A 24,825-nucleotide genomic window follows, 5' to 3' on the forward strand; every position below is an offset into this window, starting at 1 on the left:
TAGCGCTAACGAATGTGAGCAACGGGGTGACAATAACGTTGATTGTTATTGAATTGTAAGCGTGGTGCCCGCCACATGGCTACTTTTCTGCATCAACTTTTATGCACACCCGCGCCATGCTCATAACGACAGAACCTTGGCAGGGCTGGCATTAACCCTGTAAAAACCGTGGGATTAAACCTGTCATTTATTGGTCAAACCGGATGGGAAAACTGTTATCTGCATCACGCCAGAAACACGCACAAATGTTTTTAATTGGTTAACGCTTGGCTAACATGTTTGTTTTCGATTACTATAATGAGCGAAAACGAACATTATCGCGTTTAGCGACTATCACAGCTTTTGACGTGGCGGAGGAAACAACGTGGAAACCCAAGATCTTATCGTGATCGGCGGAGGCATTAACGGCGCAGGTATCGCAGCAGATGCCGCCGGGCGTGGCTTGTCGGTGCTGTTACTTGAAGCACAGGACCTGGCCAGCGCCACCTCTTCCGCCAGTTCCAAACTGATTCACGGTGGCCTGCGCTATCTGGAGCACTATGAGTTCCGTCTGGTCAGTGAAGCGTTGTCAGAACGCGAAGTGCTGCTGAAAATGGCTCCGCACATTATTTTCCCGATGCGCTTTCGCCTGCCACACCAGCCGCACCTGCGTCCGGCCTGGATGATCCGCGCCGGGCTGTTTATGTATGACCATCTGGGTAAGCGCGTCAGCCTGCCGTCCAGCCACGGGCTGAAATTCGGCCGCGAATCGGTACTCAAACCGGAGCTGACGCGCGGTTTCGAATATTCTGACTGCTGGGTTGATGACGCCCGTCTGGTGGTGCTCAACGCCCAGGAAGTGGTACGCCGTGGCGGCGAGGTGAAAACGCGCATGAAAGTCACACGCGCACACCGGGAAAATGGCCTGTGGGTGGTCGAAGCACAGGACACGCTCAGTGGCGAAACCCACCGCTGGCAGGCCAAAGGGCTGGTCAACGCCACTGGCCCGTGGGTGCGCCAGTTCTTCGATGACGGGCTGCAACTGCCGTCACCTTATGGTATTCGCCTGATCAAAGGCAGCCACATCGTGGTGCCGCGCGTCCATCATGAAGAGCAGTCCTATATCCTGCAAAATAAAGACAGCCGCATTGTGTTTGTCATCCCATGGCAGGACGATTTTTCCATCATCGGCACCACCGATGTGGAATACAAAGGCGACCCGCGCGAGGTGAAAATTGACGATAACGAAATTCGCTATCTGCTTGATGTGTATAACGATCACTTCAAGAAACCGCTGACGCGCGACGATATCGTCTGGAGTTATGCCGGTGTACGCCCGCTGTGTGATGACGAGTCTGACTCGCCGCAAGCCATCACCCGTGACTACACGCTGTCAGTGGCAGACGACCATGGCCAAACGCCGCTGCTGTCGGTGTTTGGTGGCAAGCTCACCACCTATCGCAAACTGGCGGAACACGCGCTGGAGAAACTGCTGAAATACTACCCGCAGGCCGGTCAGGCCTGGACGCGCAACGCCGTGTTGCCCGGTGGTGATATCAGCGGCACCCGCGATGATTATGCCGCTACCTTGCGCCGCCGTCATAACCTGCCGCACGCGCTGGCACGCCGTTACAGCCACACTTACGGCAGCCAGAGTGAGAAAATACTCGCTAACGTACAAGGCGTGGGCGATCTTGGTGAACATTTCGGCCATTCGCTGTATGAAGCGGAGCTGCGTTATCTGGTCGAAAACGAATGGGTAGTTAGCCTTGACGATGCCATCTGGCGGCGTACCAAGCTGGGTATGTTGCTCGACAGCGAACAGCAACAGCGCGTTGCGGCCTGGCTTGCTGACTATCGTCACCGGCTCGCCGCCGCGGGTTAACGCCAGCGCATCACCGCTAAAAAAACCCCCTCAAGGCCACCTGAGGGGGTTTTGTATTACACCCGCCGACAATAACAGACAACAACAACTGCCTGCGGTGCGCTACAGCCGTATCGGTTTGATGTGCCAGATATCGTCGGCGTACTCCTGAATGGTGCGGTCAGAAGAGAAGTAGCCCATATTGGCGATGTTATGCAGCGTGCGACGCGTCCAGTCGTCCTCATCCCGATAGACATCATCCACCTTGTCGTGGGTGTCCACATAACTGCGGTAATCCGCCAGCAGCTGGTAGTGGTCGCCAAAGTTGACCAGCGAGTCAAACAGGTCGGCGTAGCGCCCCGGCTCATCCGGGCTGAACGCGCCGGTGGCGATTTGCGTCAATACCCGGTGCAGTTCCTCATCCTGATTGTAGAATTCACGCGGGTTATAACCACTGCGGCGCAACGCTTCGACCTCCTCGGCGGTGTTGCCGAAAATAAAGATGTTGTCATCGCCCACCCGCTCGCGCATCTCTACGTTGGCCCCATCGAGCGTGCCGATGGTCAGCGCCCCGTTGATGGCAAACTTCATGTTGCTGGTGCCGGATGCTTCGGTGCCCGCCAGTGAAATCTGCTCAGAGAGATCGGCGGCAGGGATGATTATCTGCGCCAGGCTCACGCCATAGTTGGGAATAAACACAATCTTCAGCTTATCTTTCACCGCCGGATCGTTGTTCACCACTTTGGCGACATCGTTAATCAGGTGAATGATGTGTTTGGCCATGTAATAGGCCGAAGCTGCCTTACCGGCAAAAATGGCGACACGCGGCACCCGATCGAGATCCGGGTCATCTTTGATGCGGTTATACAGCGTTATCAGGTGCAACACGTTGAGCAACTGCCGTTTGTACTCGTGGATACGCTTGATTTGCACATCAAACAGCGCATTCGGGTCTACCACCACATCAAGATGCTGGGCGATATAGAGCGCCAGCCGCCGTTTGTTTTCCCGTTTGGCATTGCGGATTTTTTGTAAAAACGCCGGGAAGTCAACATGTTGCTTTAACTCTTCCAGTTGGCTTAAATCCGTGCGCCAGGTTTTGCCAATGGTATCGTCGAGCACTTTTGACAGTGACGGGTTAGCCAGCGCCAGCCAGCGACGTGGCGTGACCCCGTTGGTTTTATTACAAAACCGCTCAGGATAAACGCGCGCGAAATCCGCAAACAGCGATTGCACCATCAAATCGGTATGCAGTTGCGACACCCCATTCACCTTGTGGCTGCAAATCACCGCCAGCCACGCCATACGCACCTTGCGCCCGTGCTCTTCATCAATCACCGACACCCGTTTTAGCAGGTCAGGCTCATTCGGGAAGTGCTCTTGTACGTCTTCCAGAAAACGTTCGTTAATCTCAAAAATCAGTTGCAGGTGGCGCGGCAGGATTTTGCCCAGCATGTCTACCGGCCAGGTTTCCAGCGCTTCGCCCATCAGCGTGTGGTTGGTGTAGGAGAACACGCGTGTCACCACATCCCAGGCGACATCCCACTTGAATTTGTGTTCATCAATCAACAGGCGCATCAACTCAGGGATAGCCAGCACCGGATGGGTGTCATTAAGATGAATGGCAAATTTTTCCGCCAGATTGCTGTAGGTTTTGTGCATCATCCAGTGACGGCTCAGAATATCCTGCACCGTGGCCGACACCAGAAAATACTCCTGACGCAAGCGCAGCTCGCGGCCCGAATAGGTTGAGTCATCCGGGTAGAGCACGCGCGAGACGTTCTCTGAGTGGTTTTTGTCTTCTACCGCCGCGAAGTAATCGCCCTGGTTAAACTTACCGAGGTTAATTTCATTACTGGCCTGTGCCGCCCATAGCCGCAGCGTGTTGGTGGCATCGGTATCAAAACCGGGGATGATTTGGTCATAAGCACAGGCGATGATCTCTTCGGTTTCCACCCAGCGGGTTTTACTGCCCTCTTGCTGAATACGACCGCCAAAACGCACTTTGTAGCGGGTGCTATGGCGCGGGAACTCCCACGGGTTGCCATACTCCAGCCAGTAATCCGGCGACTCGGCCTGACGGCCATCGATGATGTTCTGGCGAAACATGCCGTATTCATAGCGAATACCATAGCCGCGCCCCGGCAGCGCCATGGTGGCGAGCGAGTCGAGGAAGCAGGCCGCCAGGCGGCCCAGACCGCCGTTACCCAGCGCCGGATCATCCTCTTCTTCAAGCAATTCGTTGAGATCAAGCCCCATGGCGTCAAGCGCCACTTTCAGGTCATCGTACATGCCCATCGCCAGCAGCGCATTCGACAGGGTGCGGCCAATCAAAAACTCCATCGACAGGTAGTAGACCTGTCGCACATCCTGCGACAACTGGGCGCGGTTCGAGCGCAACCAGCGCTCAACCATCCGGTCACGCACCGCCAATACCGCCGCATTCAGCCAGTCATGTTTACTGGCGATGCTGGGGTCTTTACCGACGGTAAACATCAGTTTGTAGGCGATGGAGTGTTTCAGCGCATCAACGCTGAGGGTCGGTGAATTGTAAATAAACGGAGAATTCATAATTTCATTCCCTATGGACGCGAATTACCACAGACGTTGATACAGCGCACGATAAGCCTTGGCTGCAACCTGCCAACTGAAATCCATTGCCATTGCCTGACGTTGTACATAACGCCATAACGATGGACGAGACCACAACACAAACACCCGACGAATCGCCCGTGACAGCGAGGCCACATTGCAATCGCTAAACACAAACCCGCTCGCCAGACCATCCGCCAGATTTTCCAGCGAGCTGTCTGCCACGGTATCGGCCAGCCCGCCGGTACGCCTGACCAGCGGCAACGTGCCATATTTCAGGCCGTAGAGCTGGGTTAACCCACACGGCTCAAACCGGCTGGGCACCATAATCACATCCGCCCCGCCGATAATGCGGTGCGAGAACGCTTCGTGATAACCAATCTGCACGCCGACACGGCCATGATGTTGCGCCGCCGCCGCCAAAAATCCCTCCTGTAGCGTAGCGTCACCGGCTCCCAGCACCACCAGTTGCCCGCCTTGTTCCAGTAACGTGGGCACCGCCTGCAACGCGATATCCAGCCCTTTCTGGCTGGTCAGGCGGCTGACAATCGCAAACACCGGCACGCGGTCGTCCACTTTAAGCCCCATCGCCGTTTGCAGGTGGCGTTTATTTTCCGCCTTGCGCGCCAGTTCATCACGGCTGTAGGTCGCCGTCAGCAGCGTATCCTGAGCCGGGTTCCAGACCGCATCATCCACCCCATTGAGAATACCGGACAGGCGGCCCGCCTCTTCACGCACCTTCAACAACCCCTCCAGCCCGTAGCCAAACTCCGGCTGCGTGATTTCATGAGCGTAGGTCGGGCTGACGGTGGTGATGTGGTCGGCGTAATACAACCCGGCTTTGAGGTAGGAAATCTGGCCGTGGAACTCCAGGCCATACATGTTGAAATATTCCGGCGGTAGCCGCAGGTCGCTCATGTGGTGCGCATCAAACAACCCCTGATAGGCCAGGTTGTGTACCGTAAACACCGACTTAGCCGGTCGCCCTTTCGCCGCCAGATAGGCGCAGGCAAGCCCGGCGTGCCAGTCGTGAGCGTGTACAATATCCGGCCGCCAGAACGGATCGACGCCGCTTGCCATCTCCGCACCCATCCAGCCCAGCAGGCCAAAGCGCAGAAAATTATCGGCATACGCAAACATTGACGTGTCGTGATACGGGCTGCCCGCACGTTCATACAAATGCGGCACATCGATCAGGTAAATGCCCACGCCGTTATAATGGCCGTAGCGCAACGTTACCCGCCCGCCAAACGTCTCCAGCTCGCGCACAATCTGGGTATCGGGAATGCCTTTTTTCAGGTCAGGAAACGCGGGCAGCAACACCCGCACATCCATGCCCGCTTCAATTTGTGCCGCAGGCAACGCCCCAACCACATCGGCCAGTCCCCCGGTTTTTAACAAAGGGAATAGCTCTGAACACACATGTAATACCCGCATCATCTCTCCCGTAAGGCCATTCGCACCGTGGCACGAATGGCTGTCATTCATCCCGGCCAGCCATCACCGGCTTGGTCACTGCTTAGGCTTTCAGTTTGGCCAGCATGGCGCGCGTCACCAGCACCACGCCCTCTTCGGAACGATAAAAACGGCGGCTATCCTCTTCGGCATTCTCGCCAATCACCATGCCTTCGGGAATTTCGCAGGCGCGGTCAACAATGCAGCGGTGCAGGCGGCATGAGCGCCCTACCTGAACATCCGGCAACAGCACGCTGGAATCGATGCTGCAAAACGAGTTGATGCGCACCCGGGAGAACAGCACCGAGTGCGTCACCACCGAACCGGACACAATACAGCCGCCGGAAACCAGCGAATTCATGGTCAAGCCGTGGCTGCCGGAGCGGTCTTGCACAAACTTGGCCGGCGGCAGCGCTTCCATCGCCGAGCGGATAGGCCAGGTATGGTCATACATGTCCAGTTCCGGCGTGACGGAGGCCAGGTCGAGATTCGCGCGCCAGTAGGCTTCCAGCGTACCGACGTCACGCCAGTACGGCGGAGCGTCGTCCGTCGAGGTAACACAAGAGAGCGTAAACGGGTGTGCCCAGGCCAGCCCCTCGGCAACGATTTTCGGGATCAGGTCTTTACCGAAGTCATGGCTGGAATCCGACGTGCATACGTCCTCTTCCAGCCGCCGATAGAGGTAATCGGCGTTAAATACATAAATCCCCATACTGGCTAGCGCCATATCCGGGTTGCCCGGCATCGGCGCAGGGTTGGCCGGTTTCTCATCAAAACGGGTGATACGATGGTCTTCATCCACGCTCATCACGCCAAAAGCGCTTGCCTCGCTGATGGGCACCGGAATACAGGCCACCGAGCACTCGGCTCCTTTTTCGACGTGATCCAGCAACATGCGGGAATAGTCCATTTTGTAGATATGATCGCCGGCCAGAATCACCACATACTCGGCCCGATAACGCCGGATGATGTCGAGGTTATGGCAGATGGCATCCGCCGTACCGCGATACCAGTGGTCGTTTTCATCATGACGCTGCTGGGCGGGCAACAGGTCAACAAACTCATTCATTTCGGTATTCAGGAATGACCAGCCACGCTGAATATGCTGCACCAGCGTATGCGACTGATACTGGGTTATCACCCCAATACGCCGGATACCCGAATTCAGGCAGTTAGACAGGGCAAAATCGATAATCCGATATTTACCGCCGAAATGAACGGCGGGCTTGGCGCGATGCGCGGTCAAATCTTTCAGTCGTGTTCCCCGCCCACCGGCCAAAATCAGGGCCACTGATTTCAGGGGCAACTGTCTGGCCAGCATCAGAGGGTCATGTTTGTCGGTACTCACCATGTCGGGCTCCTTGTTATCGTTTTGCTTGTCGCTTTTTTTGTTGTTCTGACGGCTTTTCTTGTGGTTTGGAAGAAAGCGTGGATGTTGAAAACAGTGTCTGTGGTTCTAAAGCGTGAGCCTGCTGTTTCGAGGTCAGTGGCCTGGATGCCCTGACCCATACGCACACGGCCTGCGCCGGGGCCTGCCAGGTATCACCGTCAGGCGGTTGCCCGGCGGCGCTAAACGGGGGAGCAACCTGCCACGCCCCCGCTGGCAGGGAAAAGGTACAAGAGTGTGGCGTGGCATTGATAACCAGCAACCACGCCTCAGAGAGCTGAATTTGCAAACGACGCTCACCCTGTTCCCATTGCGCGGGCGTCAAGGCTTCACCTTGCTGGTTGAGCCAGACAACATCCCCCTCGCCATCACGCCACCAGTGCGCCCGGTGCAGCGCAGGGATCGCACGGCGTAGTGCAATCAGCCCGGCGGTGAAGGCTATCAACGCCTTATCAGCCTGCTCCCAGTGCAACCAGGCCAGCGCGTTATCCTGACAGTAGGCATTGTTGTTGCCAGACTGGCTGTTGCCGAACTCGTCGCCCGCCAGCAGCATCGGTGTGCCCTGTGACAACAACAGCGTGGTCAGCAACGCCTGCTGGCTGGCTCGTCGGCGCGCCTGCGTTTCGTCGTCGGCCTCCAGCCCTTCAGTGCCGTGGTTAAAACTGAAATTGCTGTTCGTGCCATCGCGGTTTTGCTCGGCGTTGGCCTCGTTGTGCTTGTGGTTGAAACACACCAGATCGCGCAGCGTGAAGCCATCGTGTGAAGTCAGCATGTTGACCGAGGCCCACGGCAGGCGGCCATCACGCTCAAACACCTCGCTGGATGCGGCAAAACGGCGGGCAAACACGCCAAGCGGCACGTCGCCATGCAGCCAGAAACGGCGGATATCGTCACGAAAACGGTCATTCCACTCGACGAACGGAGACGGAAAACGCCCAAGCTGATAGCCATCCGGGCCAATATCCCACGGCTCGGCAATCAGCTTGCAGTTACGCAGCGTGCGGTGATTACGCAACGCGGTAAAAAAGGGCGCGCTGGCAGAAAACGCGGGAGTGCGCCCCAGCACCGTCGCCAGATCGAAGCGAAAACCGTCCACATGGCAGACGTCGTGCCAGAAAGCCAGGCAATCGACCACCCAGTGCAACACCGCCGGGTGCGACACGCGCAGCACGTTGCCGCACCCGGTCCAGTTGTGATACTGGCTGTCATCGGTCAGCCAGTAGTAGCTGCGATTATCGATGCCCCGCAGCGTTAGCGTGGGCCCGGCCATATCCAGCTCGGCGCTGTGGTTAAACACCACATCCAGAATCACCTCGATACCGGCACCGTGCAACGCCCGCACCATATCGCGGAATTCGCTGAGCGGGTCATCGCTGGCCGCCAGCGAGCTGTCTACCGCAAACGGCAATAAGGTGTTGTATCCCCAATAATTGCGCAGCCCCATCTCCTGCAAGCGCGGCTCGTCGGCGTGTTGCTGCACCGGCATCAGTTCGATGGCCGTCACCCCGAGTGAGGTCAGGTAATCGAGCATCGCCGGATGCGCCAGCCCGGCATAGGTGCCGCGCAGAGGCTGCGGGATACCGGGATGGCGCTTGGTCAGGCCACGCACATGGGCTTCATACAGCACCGTCTCGCTCCAGGGCGTGCGCGGCAGCCTGTCGCCCTGCCAGTCGTAGGCTTCATCGACCACGACGCTGCGCGGCATCACCTCGGCGCTGTCGTGCGGGTCAGGCTGGCCATAACCGCCGTGCAGGCGTTCATCATCCACCACCCAGCCGTCCATCTGCCGGGCGCAAGGGTCAAGCAGCAACTTATTGGGGTTAAAACGCAGCCCGCGCGCGGGGTCAAACTCACCATATACCCGGTAGCCGTAACACAATCCCGGCAGTGCCTCCGGCAGATAGCCATGCCAGATATCCCCGGTGCGAGCCAGCAGCGGCAAACGCTGCTCACGCAGGCCGTCAAAAATGCACAGCTCCACGGCGGTGGCTTGCGATGAGAACAACGCAAAATTCACACCGTTACCGTCGTAACTGGAGCCTAATGGCCGCGGACGTCCTGCCTGCAATTCCACCATTACCCCTCCCTGACCAGATAGAGTGTTGCCAGGGGCGGCACGGTTAACACCAGCGAATGCGGCCGGGAGTGACTGCCAATGTTGTCACTGGCCACCAGCCCCTGATTGCCAAGATTACTGCCGTGGTAGTGACAGGAGTCGGTATTGAGCACTTCGCGCCAGTGGCCCGCCTGATTGACGCCCACCCGATAGTGCTCGCGCGGCACCGGCGTAAAGTTGCTGATAATCAGCATTTCATTGCCGTTATCATCACGGCGGATGAAGGCAAACACCGAGTTTTCCCGGTCATCCACCACCACCCATTCAAACCCTTCATGCAGGTAATCACACTGATAGAGCGGCGGATGCTGGCGATAGCAGTGGTTAAGGTCACGCACCAGCGTTTGCACGCCGGCATGCCAGCCTTGCGGTTCATCGAGCAAATACCAGTCCAGACTGGCGTCGTGGTTCCATTCACGCCCCTGGGCAAACTCGCTGCCCATAAACAGCAGTTTTTTGCCGGGATAAGCCCACATAAAGCCGTAATAGGCGCGCAGGTTGGCGAACTTCTGCCACACATCACCCGGCATTCTGTCGAGCAATGAGCGTTTGCCGTGCACCACTTCGTCATGCGAGAGCGGCAGCACAAAGTTTTCGCTGTAGGCATAGAGCATGCCGAATGTCAGCAAGTCGTGATGGTGTTTGCGATGCACCGGGTCAAGCTGCATGTAGGCCAGCGAGTCATGCATCCACCCCATGTTCCATTTGTAGTGAAAACCCAGCCCGCCATGTTCGGGTGGCAGCGTGACGCCGGCATAATCCGTGGACTCTTCCGCGACGGTAATCGCCCCGGCATGATGCTGGCCTAATACCTGATTGGTGTAGCGCAGGAAAGAGATGGCCTCCAGGTTCTCCTTGCCACCGTAGTGGTTCGGCACCCACTCGCCATCGCGGCGGCTGTAATCGCGGTAAATCATCGAGGCCACCGCATCCACCCGCAGGCCGTCGATACCGTAGCGTTCTGACCAGTACAAGGCATTCCCCGCCAGATAGTTACGCACTTCATGGCGGTCAAAGTTATAAATCAGCGTGTTCCAGTCTTGATGGAACCCCTCTTTCGGGTCGCCGTATTCATAGAGTGCCGTGCCATCAAAACGCGCCAGCCCGTAGCTGTCTGCCGGGAAGTGGCCAGGCACCCAATCCAGCAGCACGTTAATCCCGGCTTCATGGAAGGCCGAGATCAGGTAGCGAAAATCCTCCGGGGTGCCAAAACGCCGGGTAGGCGCATATAACCCCAATGGCTGATAGCCCCAACTGCCGTCAAACGGGTGCTCATGCACCGGCATCAGCTCAACATGGGTGAACCCCATCTCTTTGACATAAGGCACCAGTTGTTCTGCCAGCTCCCGGTAACTCAGCCAGTGATGGCTGCCTGGGTGATGACGCCACGACCCCAGGTGCACCTCGTAGATGGAAACCGGTGACTGCAAATCATTGGCGTGGCGGCGCGTTTCATCCACCGGCACCCGCTCTGGCAACGCACGCACCAGTGACGCGCTATCCGGGCGCATTTGTGCCTCAAAAGCATACGGGTCAGCTTTTAGCAACACGTTGCCGTAACAGTCGATGATTTCAAATTTGTACAGTGTCCCCGGCCCGATGCCCGGCACAAACAGTTCCCATACGCCGTTTTCCCGCCGCAGTCGCATCGGGTGGCGGCGGCCATCCCAAAAGTTAAAATCCCCGACGACCGACACCCGCTGTGCATTCGGTGCCCAGACGGCAAAGCTGGTACCGGCCACCTCATCCAGCGTTTTCGGGTGCGCACCCAACACTTCGTAAGGCCGCAGGTGCCGCCCTTCCGCCAGCAGCCAGATATCCAGTTCCTGTAGCAGCGTACCAAAACGGTAAGGGTCTTCGATGACCTGAGTGCTTTGCGGCCAGCTGACGGCGAGCTGGTAATGAAACGGCTTTTTACGCCGGGGGATCACCGCGGAGAAAAAACCGCGTGGATCGCGTCGATTCAGGCTACCGACTTTGCGCCCGGTACGGGCGTCTACCACCTGCACCTCGTGGGCATCGGGAAGTAACGCACGGACTTCCAGCCCTGCGTCGGTGTTATGCATACCTAAAACGGCAAAAGGATCGGCGTAATGACCGGAAAAAAGGAGATTAATGATGTTCTGATCGGAAAATCCTGACATGGCATCCGTCCTCTGAATTAACCATCTGAATAAAGTAAAGATGTTAACGAAACAGGTCACTTCTTCAGCATTTTCGTTGATCTACACACGACCTGCGTCAATAACATAAAAGGAACCCACCTGACCCCATAAAAAAAGAGGGCTAACCTGAATGGAGAAAACCGAGCAGTAATACCTAAGCCTGCGAAGCATTCTTCAGGTAAGCCTAAGATTCAGCTTAGTCAAGAAAAGAGAAAATATTTGAGACATTGGATAATTTTTTGCATTCAACAACTATAAGAAAAAATAATTAATCATAGCGTTAGCGAATATTGATCCCGCTCGGGGATATCTGGCAGGCAACTCCTAAAATCGACTGTTCTAACAGGGAGGTGTACCGATTATGGTCAGTCAAGCCGATTTGATTTTGTCACTGCTGCAACAGACCTGTGTGTACCTGGTCATCGCGTACTTATTGAGCAAAACACCGTTGTTCACGCCGCTGACGCAAGTGACCGTTCGTCTGCCACACAAGTTGCTCTGCTATTTGACGTTTTCGATGTTCTGCATTCTGGGTACCTGGTTTGGCCTGCGTATCAATGACTCGATAGCCAATACCCGGGCGATTGGCGCGCTGCTGGGTGGGGTGCTGGGCGGCCCGTCGGTGGGGTTTCTGGTCGGGCTGACCGGTGGCTGGCATCGCTATTCGTTAGGCGGCATGACCGCCACGGCGTGCATGGTTTCCACCATGATGGAGGGGCTAGTCGGCGGCGTATTACATCGCTATCTCACGCGCCGTCATCGTATCGACCTGCTGTTTCAGCCGTTCGTTATTGCCGCTGCCGGAATAGTGGCCGAAGTGCTACAAATGTCGATTATCCTGCTGCTCGCGCGCCCCTTTGATGCAGCGCTGGCCCTGGTTGGCAATATTGCCTTGCCAATGATCATCACCAACAGCCTGGGTGCAGCAATGTTTATGCGCATTCTGCTTGACCGGCGCGCCATGTTCGAAAAATACACCTCGGCCTTCTCCGCCAGAGCACTGCTGATTGCCGCCCGCGCAGAAGGCATACTGCGCGAGGGGTTTACCCCCGCCACCAGTATGCGGGTGGCACGAATTCTCTATGAAGAACTGGGGGTCGGTGCAGTGGCGATTACCGACAGGGAAAAGTTACTGGCGTTTATCGGCATCGGCAGCGATCACCATCTCGCCGGTTCGCTTATCACATCGCCACACACCCATCAGGCGATTGACCAGAATCAGGTGGTGTATGCCGATGGCAACGCCACCCCCTATTGCTGTGCGCTATCCGCCCACTGCAAGCTGGGCTCGACGCTGGTTATTCCGCTGCGCGGCGAGGAGCAGCGCGTGGTTGGCACCATCAAATTGTATGAGCCGAAAAACAAGCTGTTTTCGAGTATTAACCGCACGCTGGGCGAAGGCATCGGCCATTTGCTATCGGCACAAATCTTTGCCGGGCGCTTTGATCAACAAAAACAACTGCTGGTGCAGTCAGAACTTAAACTGTTGCACGCACAGGTGAATCCACACTTTCTGTTTAATGCGCTCAATACCCTGTCAGCCATTATCCGCCGCAACCCGGATCAAGCCCGCCAGTTGGTGTTATCGCTCTCCACATTCTTTCGCAAAAACCTCAAACGCAGCAGCGATGAAGTCACCCTGAGCGATGAACTTGAGCACGTTAATGCCTATCTCGCTATCGAAAAAGCGCGTTTCTCTAACGTGTTAACGGTAGAGATAGCAGTCGCACCTGCGCTACAACAGGCGCAGCTTCCCGCTTTCTCGCTGCAACCGCTGGTGGAGAACGCTATCAAACACGGCATTTCCCAGATGCTGGGGCACGGCCATCTGCGCATTAGCGCACGCACACACGCGACCATGCTGGAACTCACGGTGGAGGATAATGCAGGCAACTATTGCCCACGCAATGGCGGTGATGGGCTGGGCATGAACCTGGTAGACCGGCGCATTAAAGCGCGCTACGGCCACAATTACGGCATTACCGTCACCAGCCAGCCTGAGCAATTCACCCGGGTGCAAATCAGGGTGCCGTTGCACATGACATCACCATAATCGCTGGCAAAAGAGCAGACATGCCATACCGCACAACTGCCTCATGCCCACAGAGAAGGGGTTGACACTAGGGCAAGTTATCCAGGCCGGATAACTCACCGGACAGCCGCAACGAGTTATCATGCACCAGCCCGGTAAGAAAATTGGCGACGCTGCGTACTCTGGGCGTATGCGACAGGTCTGAATGAATGACAAGCCACAGGGGATACTTAACGTTAAGCGTCTCACTTAAGCGAACAAGCCCGTGACGGTGTGCGATAAGATGCGGTAATAACGCGACCCCTGCGCCAGCACTCACGGCAGCAACCTGTGTGGCCAGCGATGTGGTTTCTAACACCAATGGTCTGCCCTTGAGCTTCTCCGTCAGCCATGTTGCCATCGGCAAATGTGAGAACACCTCAGCCCATCCAACAAACCGGCCATTCGCATAGAGGTCATCTAGCGAGTGATACGTCAGGTTATCGCTATACTGCTGGCTGCTGTACAGGCTAAACCCCAGTTCCCCTAACCGCCGAATCACCACATTCCCCGATTCAGGTTTCACCAAACGTAACGCCAGATCGGCATCAAACTGGTGAATATTCACAATTTTACTGTCGGTGATAATTTCAAGGCTCAGTTGAGGGAGCTCTCGTTGCAACACCGGCAAAGCAGGCAAAATAAGCTCACTTGCCAACATGTCGGTTGTCGCAAGCCGGACACTCCCGACAACCTCTCCCGGCGTTCTACAACGGGATAACAGCGTCATTGCCGCCATCTCCATCGCCTCTGCACTCGGTAAAATATGCGCCCCTTCAGCCGTCAATTTATAACCAGATTGATGATGGGCGAACAAGCTCACACCCAGAGCGGCCTCAAGACGTTCAATACGGCGAGACAAGGTTGATATACCTAATCCCAGATGCTTTGCCGCATATCCCAGCGTGCCATGACGAGCGACGGCTAAAAAAATAAGGACATCATCCCAAATCATTTTCTGGTTTTTTTTATCATTTTTCATAAATGAAAAATTGCTTTCCATTTTTGATGGCTTCTCTAAAGAAAACGTTGTGTTATGTTTTACCTCCATCATGTGCGGCAGAGCAACAAAAGAACAGGTTAACGCCTGAGGTTGTTTTTAGCATCAGCCATTTTACGTTAAATAGCGCATCAACAGCATGTATGCCCTCAATGTGCGTAGAGGCACCTATTGGGTATTAACAATAAAGGTAACGAATAATGCAAGTTTCACCGAAGTCAGCGATTATATTAACCTTGCTTGCAACGCTATTCTGGGGGGCAAATTTTCAGGCAACGAAAATTGCTCTCGAAAGTTTATCGTCATGGACAGCATCATCAGAACGATTCATTGTTGCTTCTCTTTTTATCATTATATTTGCCACATCGAGAAGACAACTCTCATTTAAAACACTAAAGAAAAATATATTTCCATTCATTTTTCTTGGCACAATTGGTGTTGCTGGTTTTAATGGCGCATTATTTCTGGGTCTGCAAACATCACACCCGGTAACCGCCGCGCTCATTATGGCAACGACACCTATCTCTGCCAATATTCTTGAAGCAATAATACGCCGCCGGGCACCACAACGAATAAGAGTCATCGGTATGGCTATCAGCCTGCTCGGTGTGTCGGTTGTTATTACTAATGGAAACATATTCACCGGTGGTAGCATCGCCCTCGCGCCTGGTGACATCATTATCTTTGTTGGTAGTTTAGGGTGGTCAATCTATACCGTAGGGACTCGGGCAATGGTTGTGGAATCAACCCCCATCGAGACAACAAGCTGGACGATGCTTTTCGGCACATTCATTCTTAGCGCGATCGCCTGCATACAGGAGTCACCGATAAAAGCGCTTGGCTCAGCGTCACTCAGTAGCCATCTGGCTGACGTATACATGGGAATTGCAGGCTCTGTATTAGCTTATCTGTTCTGGATAATCGGTATATCAACAAGGGGCCCAGGTAAAACGGCAATATTTTTCAATTTTGTTCCCTTATTCGCCATTGTAATACAGGCTGTTTTAGGCAGTATGCCCAGTTCTGTGCAACTGCTTGGCGCAGCACTGACGATAGCAGGCGTTCTGCTCGGTCAGAGAAAAATTAACACTGCCGGTAATATCAACATGGAATCTAAAAAAAGCAGCGCCTGATGGAACTAAAAATAATGATATCGAATGCCATGCCGTGATAACAAACCGAAAAGATCCGAAAACAAAACCAAAAAGATAAACAAGAATAAAATGCGCTGACTTCAGCTGCCTTTTTACGAAAAATTTACGATCCTGAAAAATAAAACCCAGACTTTAAAAAATAATTTTTCTATATACTAAAAGTGATGCCGCGATATTACCTCAGTGAAATCAATATCACTGTCGGGATTCATTGATATTCAGCTCATTTGGCAATGCATGCCGTTTTCATATTTGCTTTTAATGAGAAGGTAGAATATCTACGGCATCAAAAATCGTTTTCTACTCATGTTATTTCTGCTCTAAAGAATGAAAAAGGACATTTCTATGAGTCAACCATTCATACGCATACGCTACCTGTCCACACTGGCCGGTAGCCTGACGCTACTTTTTAGCGCCCTTCACGCACAGCCTGCACAGGCAGAGGTGGGGCGCTCGCAAGGGGCGGCCTTGCCGTCGCTGAATGTCATCAAAGCCACCCGTGCGTGCAGTGACCTGACACAAATCGACCTGACTCGTATCGCAGGAGCGGGCAGCAAGATAACCCAGGCCACAGAAACCAGCCAAAACGGGTTGACCTACTGCACCGTAGACGGCGTGCTGGCACCTGAAATTGGCTTTCAGGTGCAATTACCCAAAGAGAGCTGGACACAGCGCTATCTGCAAGTCGGTTGCGGTGGGCTGTGCGGTAACATTTCAACCATGCCGGGTGCTGCTGAAGGGTGTGCACCGCTCAACGCCGGGGGATTCGTCATCGCCGGCTCGGATATGGGCCACGACCAGGCCAGCGCCAACAGCGGAGAATTCGGCGCTGACCCGCAAAAACGGGCTGACTTCGCTTATCGCGGCGTTCACCTCACCTCCGTTGCCGCCAAAGCGTTGATCGACGCTTACTATGGTCATAAAGCGGCCTATTCCTATTTCACCGGCTGTTCAGACGGCGGGCGAGAAGCACTGGTTGAAGCCCAGCGTTTCCCCGAGGATTTTAACGGCATTATTGCCGGGGCTCCGGCCATGAACTTCCTGGCGCAGAATGCGATTTTCCACGCCTGGCAGTACGTCGCCAACCATGATGCGCAAGGCAATGCCATTCTGCTGTCCTCCCGTCTGCCGCTGATTCACAACGCCGTGCTGGCTGCCTGCGACAGCCTGGACGGGCAAACGGACGGCCTGATTGCCGACCCACGCGTATGCCATTTCAACCCGGATGTGCTGCTGTGCAAGGGAGATAATGCCGATACCACGCAATGCCTGACGCAACAAGAAGTAGACGTGGTGCAGCGTTTCTATAACGGCCCGACTGACCCGCAGACCGGCGAGCACCTGACGGCAGGCGGCCCGATGCCTGGTTCCGAACTGGGCTGGACGGTCTATGTTCCGGCAACCGCCACCGGAAAAGTGATGAGCGAGAACGCTTCGCTGGCCGTACTACGCTACCTGGCATTTGCCAACACATCCCCCACTTTTACGCTGGCCGAGATGAAATTTGACCGCGCAACCTTTGACCGCCTGCGCCCGCAACACACGCTCTATGACGCCACTAACACCGATTTGACGCGTTTCTATAACGCAGGTCACAAACTGATTTTGTGGCACGGCTTGTCTGACCCGCACATCTCGCCGGTTAACACCATTTCTTACCATGAAACGCTGGAGCAGGTGATGGGCGCGTCTCGCACCCATGCGTTTGAACGGTTGTACCTGTTACCGGGTGTACAGCACTGCTCCGGTGGTGAAGGCCCCAGCAAAATCGACCTGCTCACCCCCATCATGAACTGGGTAGAAAACGGTGTTGCGCCGCACGCCATTATCGCCACACAAACCAGCGGTGGCGACCAGAACGGCTTTGGTCAGCCCGGTGCACCGCAGGATACCGGCACAAAAGCCACGACCGCCGAAACGGTAGTACGTACTCGTCCGCTCTATCCGTTCCCGTATATCGCGGTTTACCAGGGGCAAGGGGATGTCAATAGCGCCGCCAGCTACACCCGCAGTGGCCCGCTCACACAGGAGAAATCGCGTCAGTGGATGGGCTCGGATTTCTACCGTCCCTACCGTGGCGTAACACAATAACCCCCCGCTTTAACATGTTATCGCATCACCACACCCGGTGTGATAAGCCACCATGTCGTGGTCAACGCAGGTCATCCGGCCTGCGTTTTTTCTGTTTAATGAATTGGAATATTGGATTAATCGGAAATAGAAACAACCCGCGTTACTATTCTTACGGTTAGCCCGGTCTGTACCCGGAGTTTTCACCGTTAACACCTGTTAGCCAGGCAAAAAGGATGAAGAATGGACTTAAAACGGATGCAGTATTTTTGCACAGTTATCGAGCAGGGGAATATCAGTAAAGCGGCACGCTTATTAAATATGGCCGCTCCCCCGCTGGGAAAGCGGCTGCAAGAATTAGAGCAGGAGCTCGGCGTAGCGTTATTTTTACGCCAGGGGAAAACCTTGCAGCCTACAGAGGCAGGCACGTTTTTATATCACCACGCACGGGATATTCTCGGCAAAGTGAACGAGGTCAAAAATAAAACGGCGCGCTTTAGCACCCGCGACAAGAAAATATTAAAAATCGGGCTCTCTTATTTATTTTTATCCCGCTTTAGTGTGCCACTACAGCGGCTGCAACAAGCCTTACCGCACCATTCACTGCATATTACCGTGTCCGATTCCAGCCACCTGGAAACACGGCTGCGGGATAAAAATCTGGATGTTGCGCTCATGCAGGCTCCCAAACCTCATCATGATTTTCAGATTCATTCATTTGCCCCGATTCTGGCAACAGCACTGATAGCCAAACCCCTGTTTGCTCACGCGTCACCAGACACCGCAATAGATCTGATAGCATTAAGCAACCTGCCATTATTATTGCTACAGCGTATTCAGGGCCCCGGCACGCTGGAAACCCTACTCCAGCTCTTTCATGATGAAAATCAGGAACTGAATGTGCTGATGAAAGCCTCAGACCCGCGGCTTATCGTCTCATTATTGCTACAAGGCACACAGGCTTGCGCCATTCTGCCTGCCAGCGAAATTCCACCCAGCCTGCCGGCACACTGCCAGGCACTGACCATTCACCCGCCGCTGGCGCTGTTCCAGCCTTGCGCCGTGACGCCCAAAGGCACTCCTATTGATGATGAATGGCTCAATGTGCTTACCTCATGACCTGAATGAAACCCGGCCTGTTTTGCCGTACCGGCGCATTAGCCTGGCTCCGCGTCACGTTGTGGTATCAGCCTCTCTGGGCACCAGATTTAGTTGACCATGGCGCACGCCGGTTTCGGCCATGACCGCCGCCGCGAACTGTTGCACTTCGGCAGTAGCACCACGCAGGATCACGGTTTCGACACACTCATCGTGGCTCAGATGGGTGTGCATGGTTGACACCGTGAGATCATGGTGCGCATGTTGCATCCCCGCCAGGCGGCTGGATAACTGGCGCTCATGGTGGTCATACACATAACTTAATACCGCCACACAGGGAGCGGTATTGTCCTGCTCAACCCTCATTTCACCCAGCTCGCGGCGCAGCATATCCCGAAACGCCTCTGAGCGATTGGCATAGCCTTTACGCACCATCAGCGCATCGAGCGCGTCAGCCAGTTCATCGTCCAGAGAAATTGTCAGTCGTTGCATGTCGGCCTCGGAGAAAACAGCATTACAGAAAAAAGTAGCCCGTGAAATAAACCAGAGCCGTTGATTAAACAGGAACAATTATTTGAAGAATAACAACAAAACGGCGGAAAAATATAGCAGGAAGCACACTGCGAGGCAGGAAATAGGCGTGTGCCGGTTTGACACACGCCAGAAAGGTTAGAGCAAAATACGCAGCATACGGCGCAGCGGCTCGGCCGCCCCCCACAGCAACTGGTCGCCAACGGTGAAGGCAGACAGGTACTGCGGGCCCATGTTGAGCTTACGCAGACGGCCTACCGGGGTAGACAGCGTGCCGGTCACCGCCGCCGGGGTCAGCTCACGCATGGTGATGTCACGATCGTTCGGCACCACTTTCACCCAGTCATTGTGGCTTGCCAGCATCTGCTCAATCTCAGGCAGTGAAACGTCTTTTTTCAGCTTCAGGGTAAATGCCTGGCTGTGGCAGCGCAGCGCACCGATACGCACGCACAAGCCATCCACCGGAATGGTGCTGGCGGTGGCAAGGATCTTGTTGGTTTCCGCCTGGCCTTTCCACTCTTCGCGGCTCTGGCCGTTTTCCAGCTGTTTGTCTATCCACGGGATCAGGCTGCCCGCCAGCGGCACGCCGAAGTTTTCCACATCCAGACCGCCGCGTGACAAGGCCGTCACTTTACGCTCGATATCGAGAATGGCAGAAGCCGGGTCGCTCAGCTCAGCGGCCACTTCAGCGTTTAACTGGCCCATCTGAATCAGTAACTCACGCATGTTACGCGCGCCCGCGCCGGAGGCCGCCTGATAGGTCGCAACCGATGCCCACTCCACCAGGTCGTTGGCAAACAGACCGCCCAGCGACATCAGCATCAGGCTCACGGTACAGTTACCGCCGACAAAGGTTTTGATGCCTTTATCAAGACCCGCCTGAATGACGCCGTGGTTGACCGGGTCCAGAATAATAATCGCGTCATCCTTCATGCGCAGAGAAGAAGCTGCGTCAATCCAGTACCCTTGCCAGCCACTTTCACGCAGCTTTGGATAGATTTCATTGGTATAATCGCCACCCTGACAAGTGATGATGATATCCAGCGCACGCAATGCATCGAGATCAAAGGCATCCTGCAACACACCCGTCTGGCCGCCCAGCGCCGGAGCGGGCTGGCCTAGTTGCGAGGTGGAAAAAAACACCGGGCGGATTAAATCAAAGTCGCGTTCTTCTACCATGCGCTGCATGAGTACCGAACCGACCATACCGCGCCAGCCAATAAAACCAACATTTTTCATGAGAACCGTCCTGCCTGGGTGACAAAAAGCAATCCGACTGCCGTTTCAGGCAGGGTGCATAGTGTAAAGTGATGACTGTCAACCTTACAAAATGTACCAGAAGTCGCAAGTGAATTTATTCGATGATTCAGGCGTTTTCAGCAACACGCCTAATGTTTCCGGGCCAGGGACGTGGATGAGAGGAGCCAACCACCATTATGACTGAAATGATCTCAGCAACCGTGTTGTTGCTGTTAATTATGGACCCGCTCGGCAACCTGCCGGTGTTTATGTCGGTGCTCAAGCACCTTGACCCGAAACGGCGGCGGGTGGTGCTGATCCGCGAGATGATTATTGCGCTGGGCGTAATGCTGCTGTTCTTGTTCGCCGGTGAGAAAATTCTCGCCATTTTGAACCTGCGCACCGAAACCGTTTCTATTTCAGGCGGGATCGTGCTGTTTTTGATAGCGATCCGTATGATTTTCCCGACACAAGAAGGTTTTACCAGCGGCTTGCCTGCCGGTGACGAACCCTTTTTAGTGCCGCTGGCGATCCCGATGGTGGCTGGGCCGTCGATACTGGCGGCGCTGATGCTGCTGTCACACCAATATCCCAACCAGTTACCGCACCTGACGCTGGCGCTATTCATCGCCTGGGGCATCACGGTTGTTGTGCTACTCCTGTCGAACCTGTTCTTACGCCTGCTCGGCGATAAAGGCGTGAATGCGCTGGAGCGCCTGATGGGGCTGGTGCTGGTGATGCTCTCCACCCAGATGTTTCTCGATGGCATCCGCGCCTACCTGAAGCTGTAGGCGCGTTCTGGCTCGCAGGCCCGCACACTGGCGGCCTGCGACGGTTTATCGCGCGTGGCGCACCCGCTTATCGTTACACCACATAGCTCAACAACAGCGTGCCAATCAACCCACACACCGCAATGATGGTTTCCAGCGCTGACCAGGATTTCAGCGTTTCAGGAATGCTCAGGTTGAAATACTCCTTGAACAGCCAGAAGCCGGGGTCATTAACGTGAGAGAAAATCACGCTGCCGGAGCCAACGGCTATCACCATCAATTCCGGGCTGACGCCGGAGGTCGCTATCAATGGCGCGACGATACCGCCCGCCGTAATAGCCGCCACCGTCGCCGAACCGAGCGCGATGCGCAGCGTCGCGGCAATCAGCCAGGCGAGTAAAATCGGCGAAAAACCGCTGCCATGCATCATACCGGCAATGTATTTATCCACGCCGCTGTCAACCAGCACCTGCTTGAACGCCCCGCCACCGCCGAGGATTAACAGCATCATGGCGATAATTTTTATCGAATCGGTGATGGTGCCCATCACCTCGTCCATGGTGCGCCCGCGATTCAAACCGAAGGTAAAAATGGCTATCAGCACCGCAATCAGCGTCGCCATCACCGGGTCGCCGAAGAACTCGGCATACGCCAGTAATGGGTTATCTTTCGCCAGCACCATTTCCGCGACCGCGCGCAGGGCCATTAATATCACCGGCACCAGCGCCGTCATCACGCTGACCAGAAAACCGGGCATCTCCTGTTCGGTGAACTGTTTCGGGTTATACAGCCCTTCCGGGATCGGTTTATCGATTTTTTTCAGGAAACGGGCGTAAACCGGCCCGGCCAGAATCACCGTTGGAATACCGAGCAACGTGCCGTACAACAGCGTCTTGCCCATGTCGGCATGAAACAGCGAAGCAATCGCCGTCGGCCCCGGATGCGGCGGCAGGAAACCGTGCGTGACCGATAGCGCGGCGGCCATCGGCACACCGGCATACAGCAGCGGAATGCGGGCAGACGCCACAATACTGAACACCAGCGGCAGCAACAGCACAAACCCGACTTCATAGAACAGCGCAAAGCCAACGGTAAAGCCGGTCAGCACTATCGCCCACTGGATATGTTTGCGGCCAAAGCGGTGGATCAGCGTGGTGGCGATGCGCTGCGCGCCACCGCAATCCGCCAGCAATTTCCCCAGCATCGCGCCGAAACCCATGATCAGCGCCAGGCTACCCAGCGTACCGCCAACCCCATTTTTGATAGAGGTCATCACCTTTTGTACCGGCATTCCCTGCATCACGCCCACCGCCAGGGCAACCAGAATCAATGCAATAAAGCCGTTCAATTTAAAGCGGATCATCAGCACCAACAGCAGTGCGACACCGACAGCAACAATCACGAGTGGCATAACTCTCTCCGGCAGCCCTTACCGGCACAACGGTGCCGGCAACAGGGTATTTTCTGGTGTGTTACGAAAGCATCCGGTGTTTTGGCTGCACCTTCGCTACAGTAGGGTCAGGCGTTTAGGGAGGATTCCCGATGTGATATTCATCACAACGCACAATGTTACCGGTATCATGATACCGGTAACATGTTAAAGTCTGAAACCAGCGCGAAGCATTTAATTTACACTTTGGGATAGAGATCAAATTATGTCAGGACAAAGTATTATTCTGATGGGGGTTTCCGGTAGCGGAAAATCCAGCGTGGGGGCGCAACTCGCCCAGGAGATCAACGCCAAATTCATTGACGGTGATGACCTGCATCCCAAAGCCAACATCCAGAAAATGGCGGCTGGCCAGCCGCTTAACGATGATGACCGCGCCCCCTGGCTGGAACGCCTCAATGATGCCGCCTACAGCCTGCATCATAAAAATGAAACCGGCATTATCATCTGCTCTGCGCTCAAAAAACGCTACCGTGACCGACTACGCCACGGCAACGACGGTATGGTGTTTTTGTATCTGCAAGGCAGCTTCGAGGTGATTTTACAGCGCCATCAGGCGCGGGCCGGGCATTTTATGCCCACCGCCTTGCTGCAAAGCCAGTTTGATGCGCTGGAACAACCCGATGAAACAGAAAATGATGTGATAACCGTCGATATCAATGGCTCAATGGAGCAAGTGGTAGAACGTTGCGTGACGGCGCTGCACGCGCACCTGTCACACCAGACGCTAAACACTCTCGCCAGTCTGTAAGACGAAGCCGACGTCCACACTGGCCGTCGGCGGTGTTTCGCCATTTAACCGCGCCAGCAGTTGTGTTGCCCCTATCTCGCCGATGCGCTTACGCGGCGTCAGCACACTGGTCAGGCGCGGCACCGTGGTCTGGCCGATATCATGACCGTGAAAACCGGCAATCCCCATCTGCTCCGGCACCCGAATCCCCTGTCGCTGGCACTCAAACATCGCCCCAATCGCCAGGTCATCGTTGGTGCAAAACAGGCTATCGAGCTCGGGGTACTCCACCTGTGCTCGCCGCAACAATTCACCACCCAACGTATAGGATGACGGGCTCTCACTCATGACGCTGTAGCAGGGCAGCCCGGCTTCCGTCATCGCCTGCTGATAACCCCGCTGTTTTTGCAGCGTGCGTTCATCCTGACGCGCGCCAAGGTATACCACCCGCCGGCGGCCACGTTCAAGCATGTAGCGCGTCATCTGGCAGGCCGCCGCCACGTTATCAAACCCGACGGCCATATCCAGGCAAGGCGATACCGAGTCCATCAGCTCCACCACCGGAATACCGGCAACGGCAATCATCTGCCGGGTGCGGTCAGTGTGGGTACGTTCAGCCAAAATCAACCCGTCAATGTTGTAAGCCAGCAGTGACATCAAGCGCTGCTCTTCCACCTCCGGCTGATAGCCGTAATGGGCCAGCATGGTTTGATACCCCTGCGCTTCTGTCACTTTTTCAATACCGCGCAGCACCTCGGCAAACACCTGGTTAGTCAGTGACGGCAGCAGCACGCCAATCGCCCGGCTGGTGGAATTAGCGAGAATATGCGGCGTTCGGTTAGGGATATACCCTAACTCATCAAGCACGGCGGCAAGCTTGCCCCGCAAAGCCACAGAAACCTGCTCGGGGTTGCGCAAATAGCGGCTGACCGTCATTTTGGTCACCCCCACCCGGTCTGCGACATCCTGCAACACCGGCCTTTTTTTCTTGATCATCCATTGATATCCCCATGATTGAAAACGCTGATTGTACTAAAGAAATGGTTAGCAAAATATGTATCTGAGCAAAGGTTACAAAAACAGAAAAAATTGAATATAACGTCAATTATACTATTTATTATTTAATTTCTAGCTCATTATTAATCAATACATCA

16 protein-coding genes and 1 pseudogene are annotated in these 24,825 nt (G+C 55.0%); 7 read left to right on the forward strand and 10 right to left on the reverse strand.

All coding sequences use genetic code 11. The features are described from left to right. The first annotated feature begins 364 nt into the window (after nt 1-364). The gene (gene glpD, locus DAQ1742_RS18835; protein ID WP_035344728.1) at nt 365-1,864 is read left to right on the forward strand and encodes a glycerol-3-phosphate dehydrogenase; all 1,500 of its coding nucleotides are present in this window, start codon (nt 365-367) and stop codon (nt 1,862-1,864) included. A 102-nt stretch (nt 1,865-1,966) separates the two neighbouring features. Here the strand turns inward: glpD and glgP are convergent, their stop codons facing one another. From glgP to glgB, 5 genes and pseudogenes are all read right to left on the reverse strand, one after another. Continuing rightward, on the reverse strand, nt 1,967-4,414 hold the full coding sequence (gene glgP, locus DAQ1742_RS18840) for a glycogen phosphorylase (protein WP_035344731.1): 2,448 nt from the start codon (nt 4,412-4,414) through the stop codon (nt 1,967-1,969). 24 nt (nt 4,415-4,438) lie between these two features. Beyond that, complete coding sequence (gene glgA / locus DAQ1742_RS18845; protein ID WP_035344734.1) at nt 4,439-5,872, reverse strand: glycogen synthase GlgA; 1,434 nt, start codon at nt 5,870-5,872, stop codon at nt 4,439-4,441. A gap of 82 nt (nt 5,873-5,954) precedes the next feature. Next, nucleotides 5,955-7,241, reverse strand: coding sequence for a glucose-1-phosphate adenylyltransferase (glgC, locus tag DAQ1742_RS18850; RefSeq protein WP_035344737.1), 1,287 nt, complete (start codon nt 7,239-7,241; stop codon nt 5,955-5,957). Nucleotides 7,242-7,389: 148 nt separating this feature from the next. Beyond that, a pseudogene (gene glgX, locus DAQ1742_RS18855) lies at nt 7,390-9,354 on the reverse strand (glycogen debranching protein GlgX); the annotation flags it as partial. Then, nucleotides 9,354-11,537, reverse strand: coding sequence for a 1,4-alpha-glucan branching protein GlgB (gene glgB, locus DAQ1742_RS18860; RefSeq protein ID WP_035344739.1), 2,184 nt, complete (start codon nt 11,535-11,537; stop codon nt 9,354-9,356). The gene glgB and the pseudogene glgX, both read right to left, overlap by 1 nt. Before the next feature lie 382 nt (nt 11,538-11,919). Here glgB and DAQ1742_RS18865 point away from each other — a divergent pair, with 382 nt between their 5' ends. Further along, nucleotides 11,920-13,611, forward strand: a complete 1,692-nt coding sequence (locus DAQ1742_RS18865) for a sensor histidine kinase (RefSeq protein WP_035344742.1) — start codon at nt 11,920-11,922, stop codon at nt 13,609-13,611. A 67-nt stretch (nt 13,612-13,678) separates the two neighbouring features. On the opposite strand, the gene DAQ1742_RS18870 is transcribed toward DAQ1742_RS18865, so the two are convergent. Continuing rightward, entirely contained in the window at nt 13,679-14,611 is a 933-nt protein-coding gene (locus DAQ1742_RS18870; RefSeq protein ID WP_071604126.1) for a LysR family transcriptional regulator, read from the reverse strand. A 218-nt stretch (nt 14,612-14,829) separates the two neighbouring features. Here DAQ1742_RS18870 and DAQ1742_RS18875 point away from each other — a divergent pair, with 218 nt between their 5' ends. The 3 genes from DAQ1742_RS18875 to DAQ1742_RS18885 all read left to right on the forward strand — a co-directional run bounded on the left by DAQ1742_RS18875 (nt 14,830) and on the right by DAQ1742_RS18885 (nt 18,972). Further along, nucleotides 14,830-15,762: a DMT family transporter gene (locus tag DAQ1742_RS18875; protein ID WP_035344747.1), complete on the forward strand. Its 933-nt coding sequence runs from the start codon at nt 14,830-14,832 to the stop codon at nt 15,760-15,762. Between the two features lie 366 nt (nt 15,763-16,128). Next, nucleotides 16,129-17,874: a tannase/feruloyl esterase family alpha/beta hydrolase gene (locus DAQ1742_RS18880; protein ID WP_035344750.1), complete on the forward strand. Its 1,746-nt coding sequence runs from the start codon at nt 16,129-16,131 to the stop codon at nt 17,872-17,874. A gap of 222 nt (nt 17,875-18,096) precedes the next feature. Then, nucleotides 18,097-18,972 carry a LysR family transcriptional regulator gene (locus DAQ1742_RS18885; RefSeq protein WP_067487345.1) on the forward strand — a complete coding sequence of 292 codons (876 nt, stop codon included), beginning with the start codon at nt 18,097-18,099 and terminating at the stop codon, nt 18,970-18,972. Nucleotides 18,973-19,026: 54 nt separating this feature from the next. Here the strand turns inward: DAQ1742_RS18885 and nikR are convergent, their stop codons facing one another. Next, on the reverse strand, nt 19,027-19,443 hold the full coding sequence (gene nikR / locus DAQ1742_RS18890) for a nickel-responsive transcriptional regulator NikR (RefSeq protein ID WP_035344753.1): 417 nt from the start codon (nt 19,441-19,443) through the stop codon (nt 19,027-19,029). Nucleotides 19,444-19,620: 177 nt separating this feature from the next. Further along, on the reverse strand, nt 19,621-20,721 hold the full coding sequence (asd, locus tag DAQ1742_RS18895) for an aspartate-semialdehyde dehydrogenase (RefSeq protein WP_035344756.1): 1,101 nt from the start codon (nt 20,719-20,721) through the stop codon (nt 19,621-19,623). 197 nt (nt 20,722-20,918) lie between these two features. Between asd and DAQ1742_RS18900 the strand changes: the two genes are divergently transcribed. Then, nucleotides 20,919-21,512: a YhgN family NAAT transporter gene (locus DAQ1742_RS18900; protein ID WP_067487347.1), complete on the forward strand. Its 594-nt coding sequence runs from the start codon at nt 20,919-20,921 to the stop codon at nt 21,510-21,512. Nucleotides 21,513-21,585: 73 nt separating this feature from the next. On the opposite strand, the gene gntT is transcribed toward DAQ1742_RS18900, so the two are convergent. Further along, on the reverse strand, nt 21,586-22,902 hold the full coding sequence (gene gntT / locus DAQ1742_RS18905; protein ID WP_067487350.1) for a gluconate transporter: 1,317 nt from the start codon (nt 22,900-22,902) through the stop codon (nt 21,586-21,588). 244 nt (nt 22,903-23,146) lie between these two features. Between gntT and DAQ1742_RS18910 the strand changes: the two genes are divergently transcribed. Then, nucleotides 23,147-23,692, forward strand: a complete 546-nt coding sequence (locus DAQ1742_RS18910; protein ID WP_067487353.1) for a gluconokinase — start codon at nt 23,147-23,149, stop codon at nt 23,690-23,692. Here DAQ1742_RS18910 and gntR read toward each other — a convergent pair. Further along, complete coding sequence (gntR, locus tag DAQ1742_RS18915; RefSeq protein WP_035344771.1) at nt 23,669-24,667, reverse strand: gluconate operon transcriptional repressor GntR; 999 nt, start codon at nt 24,665-24,667, stop codon at nt 23,669-23,671. The two genes, DAQ1742_RS18910 and gntR, sit on opposite strands and share 24 nt — an antisense overlap. Between the last annotated feature and the right edge of the window lie 158 nt (nt 24,668-24,825).

The sequence above is a fragment of the Dickeya aquatica genome (assembly GCF_900095885.1).
GTDB lineage: Bacteria > Pseudomonadota > Gammaproteobacteria > Enterobacterales > Enterobacteriaceae > Dickeya > Dickeya aquatica.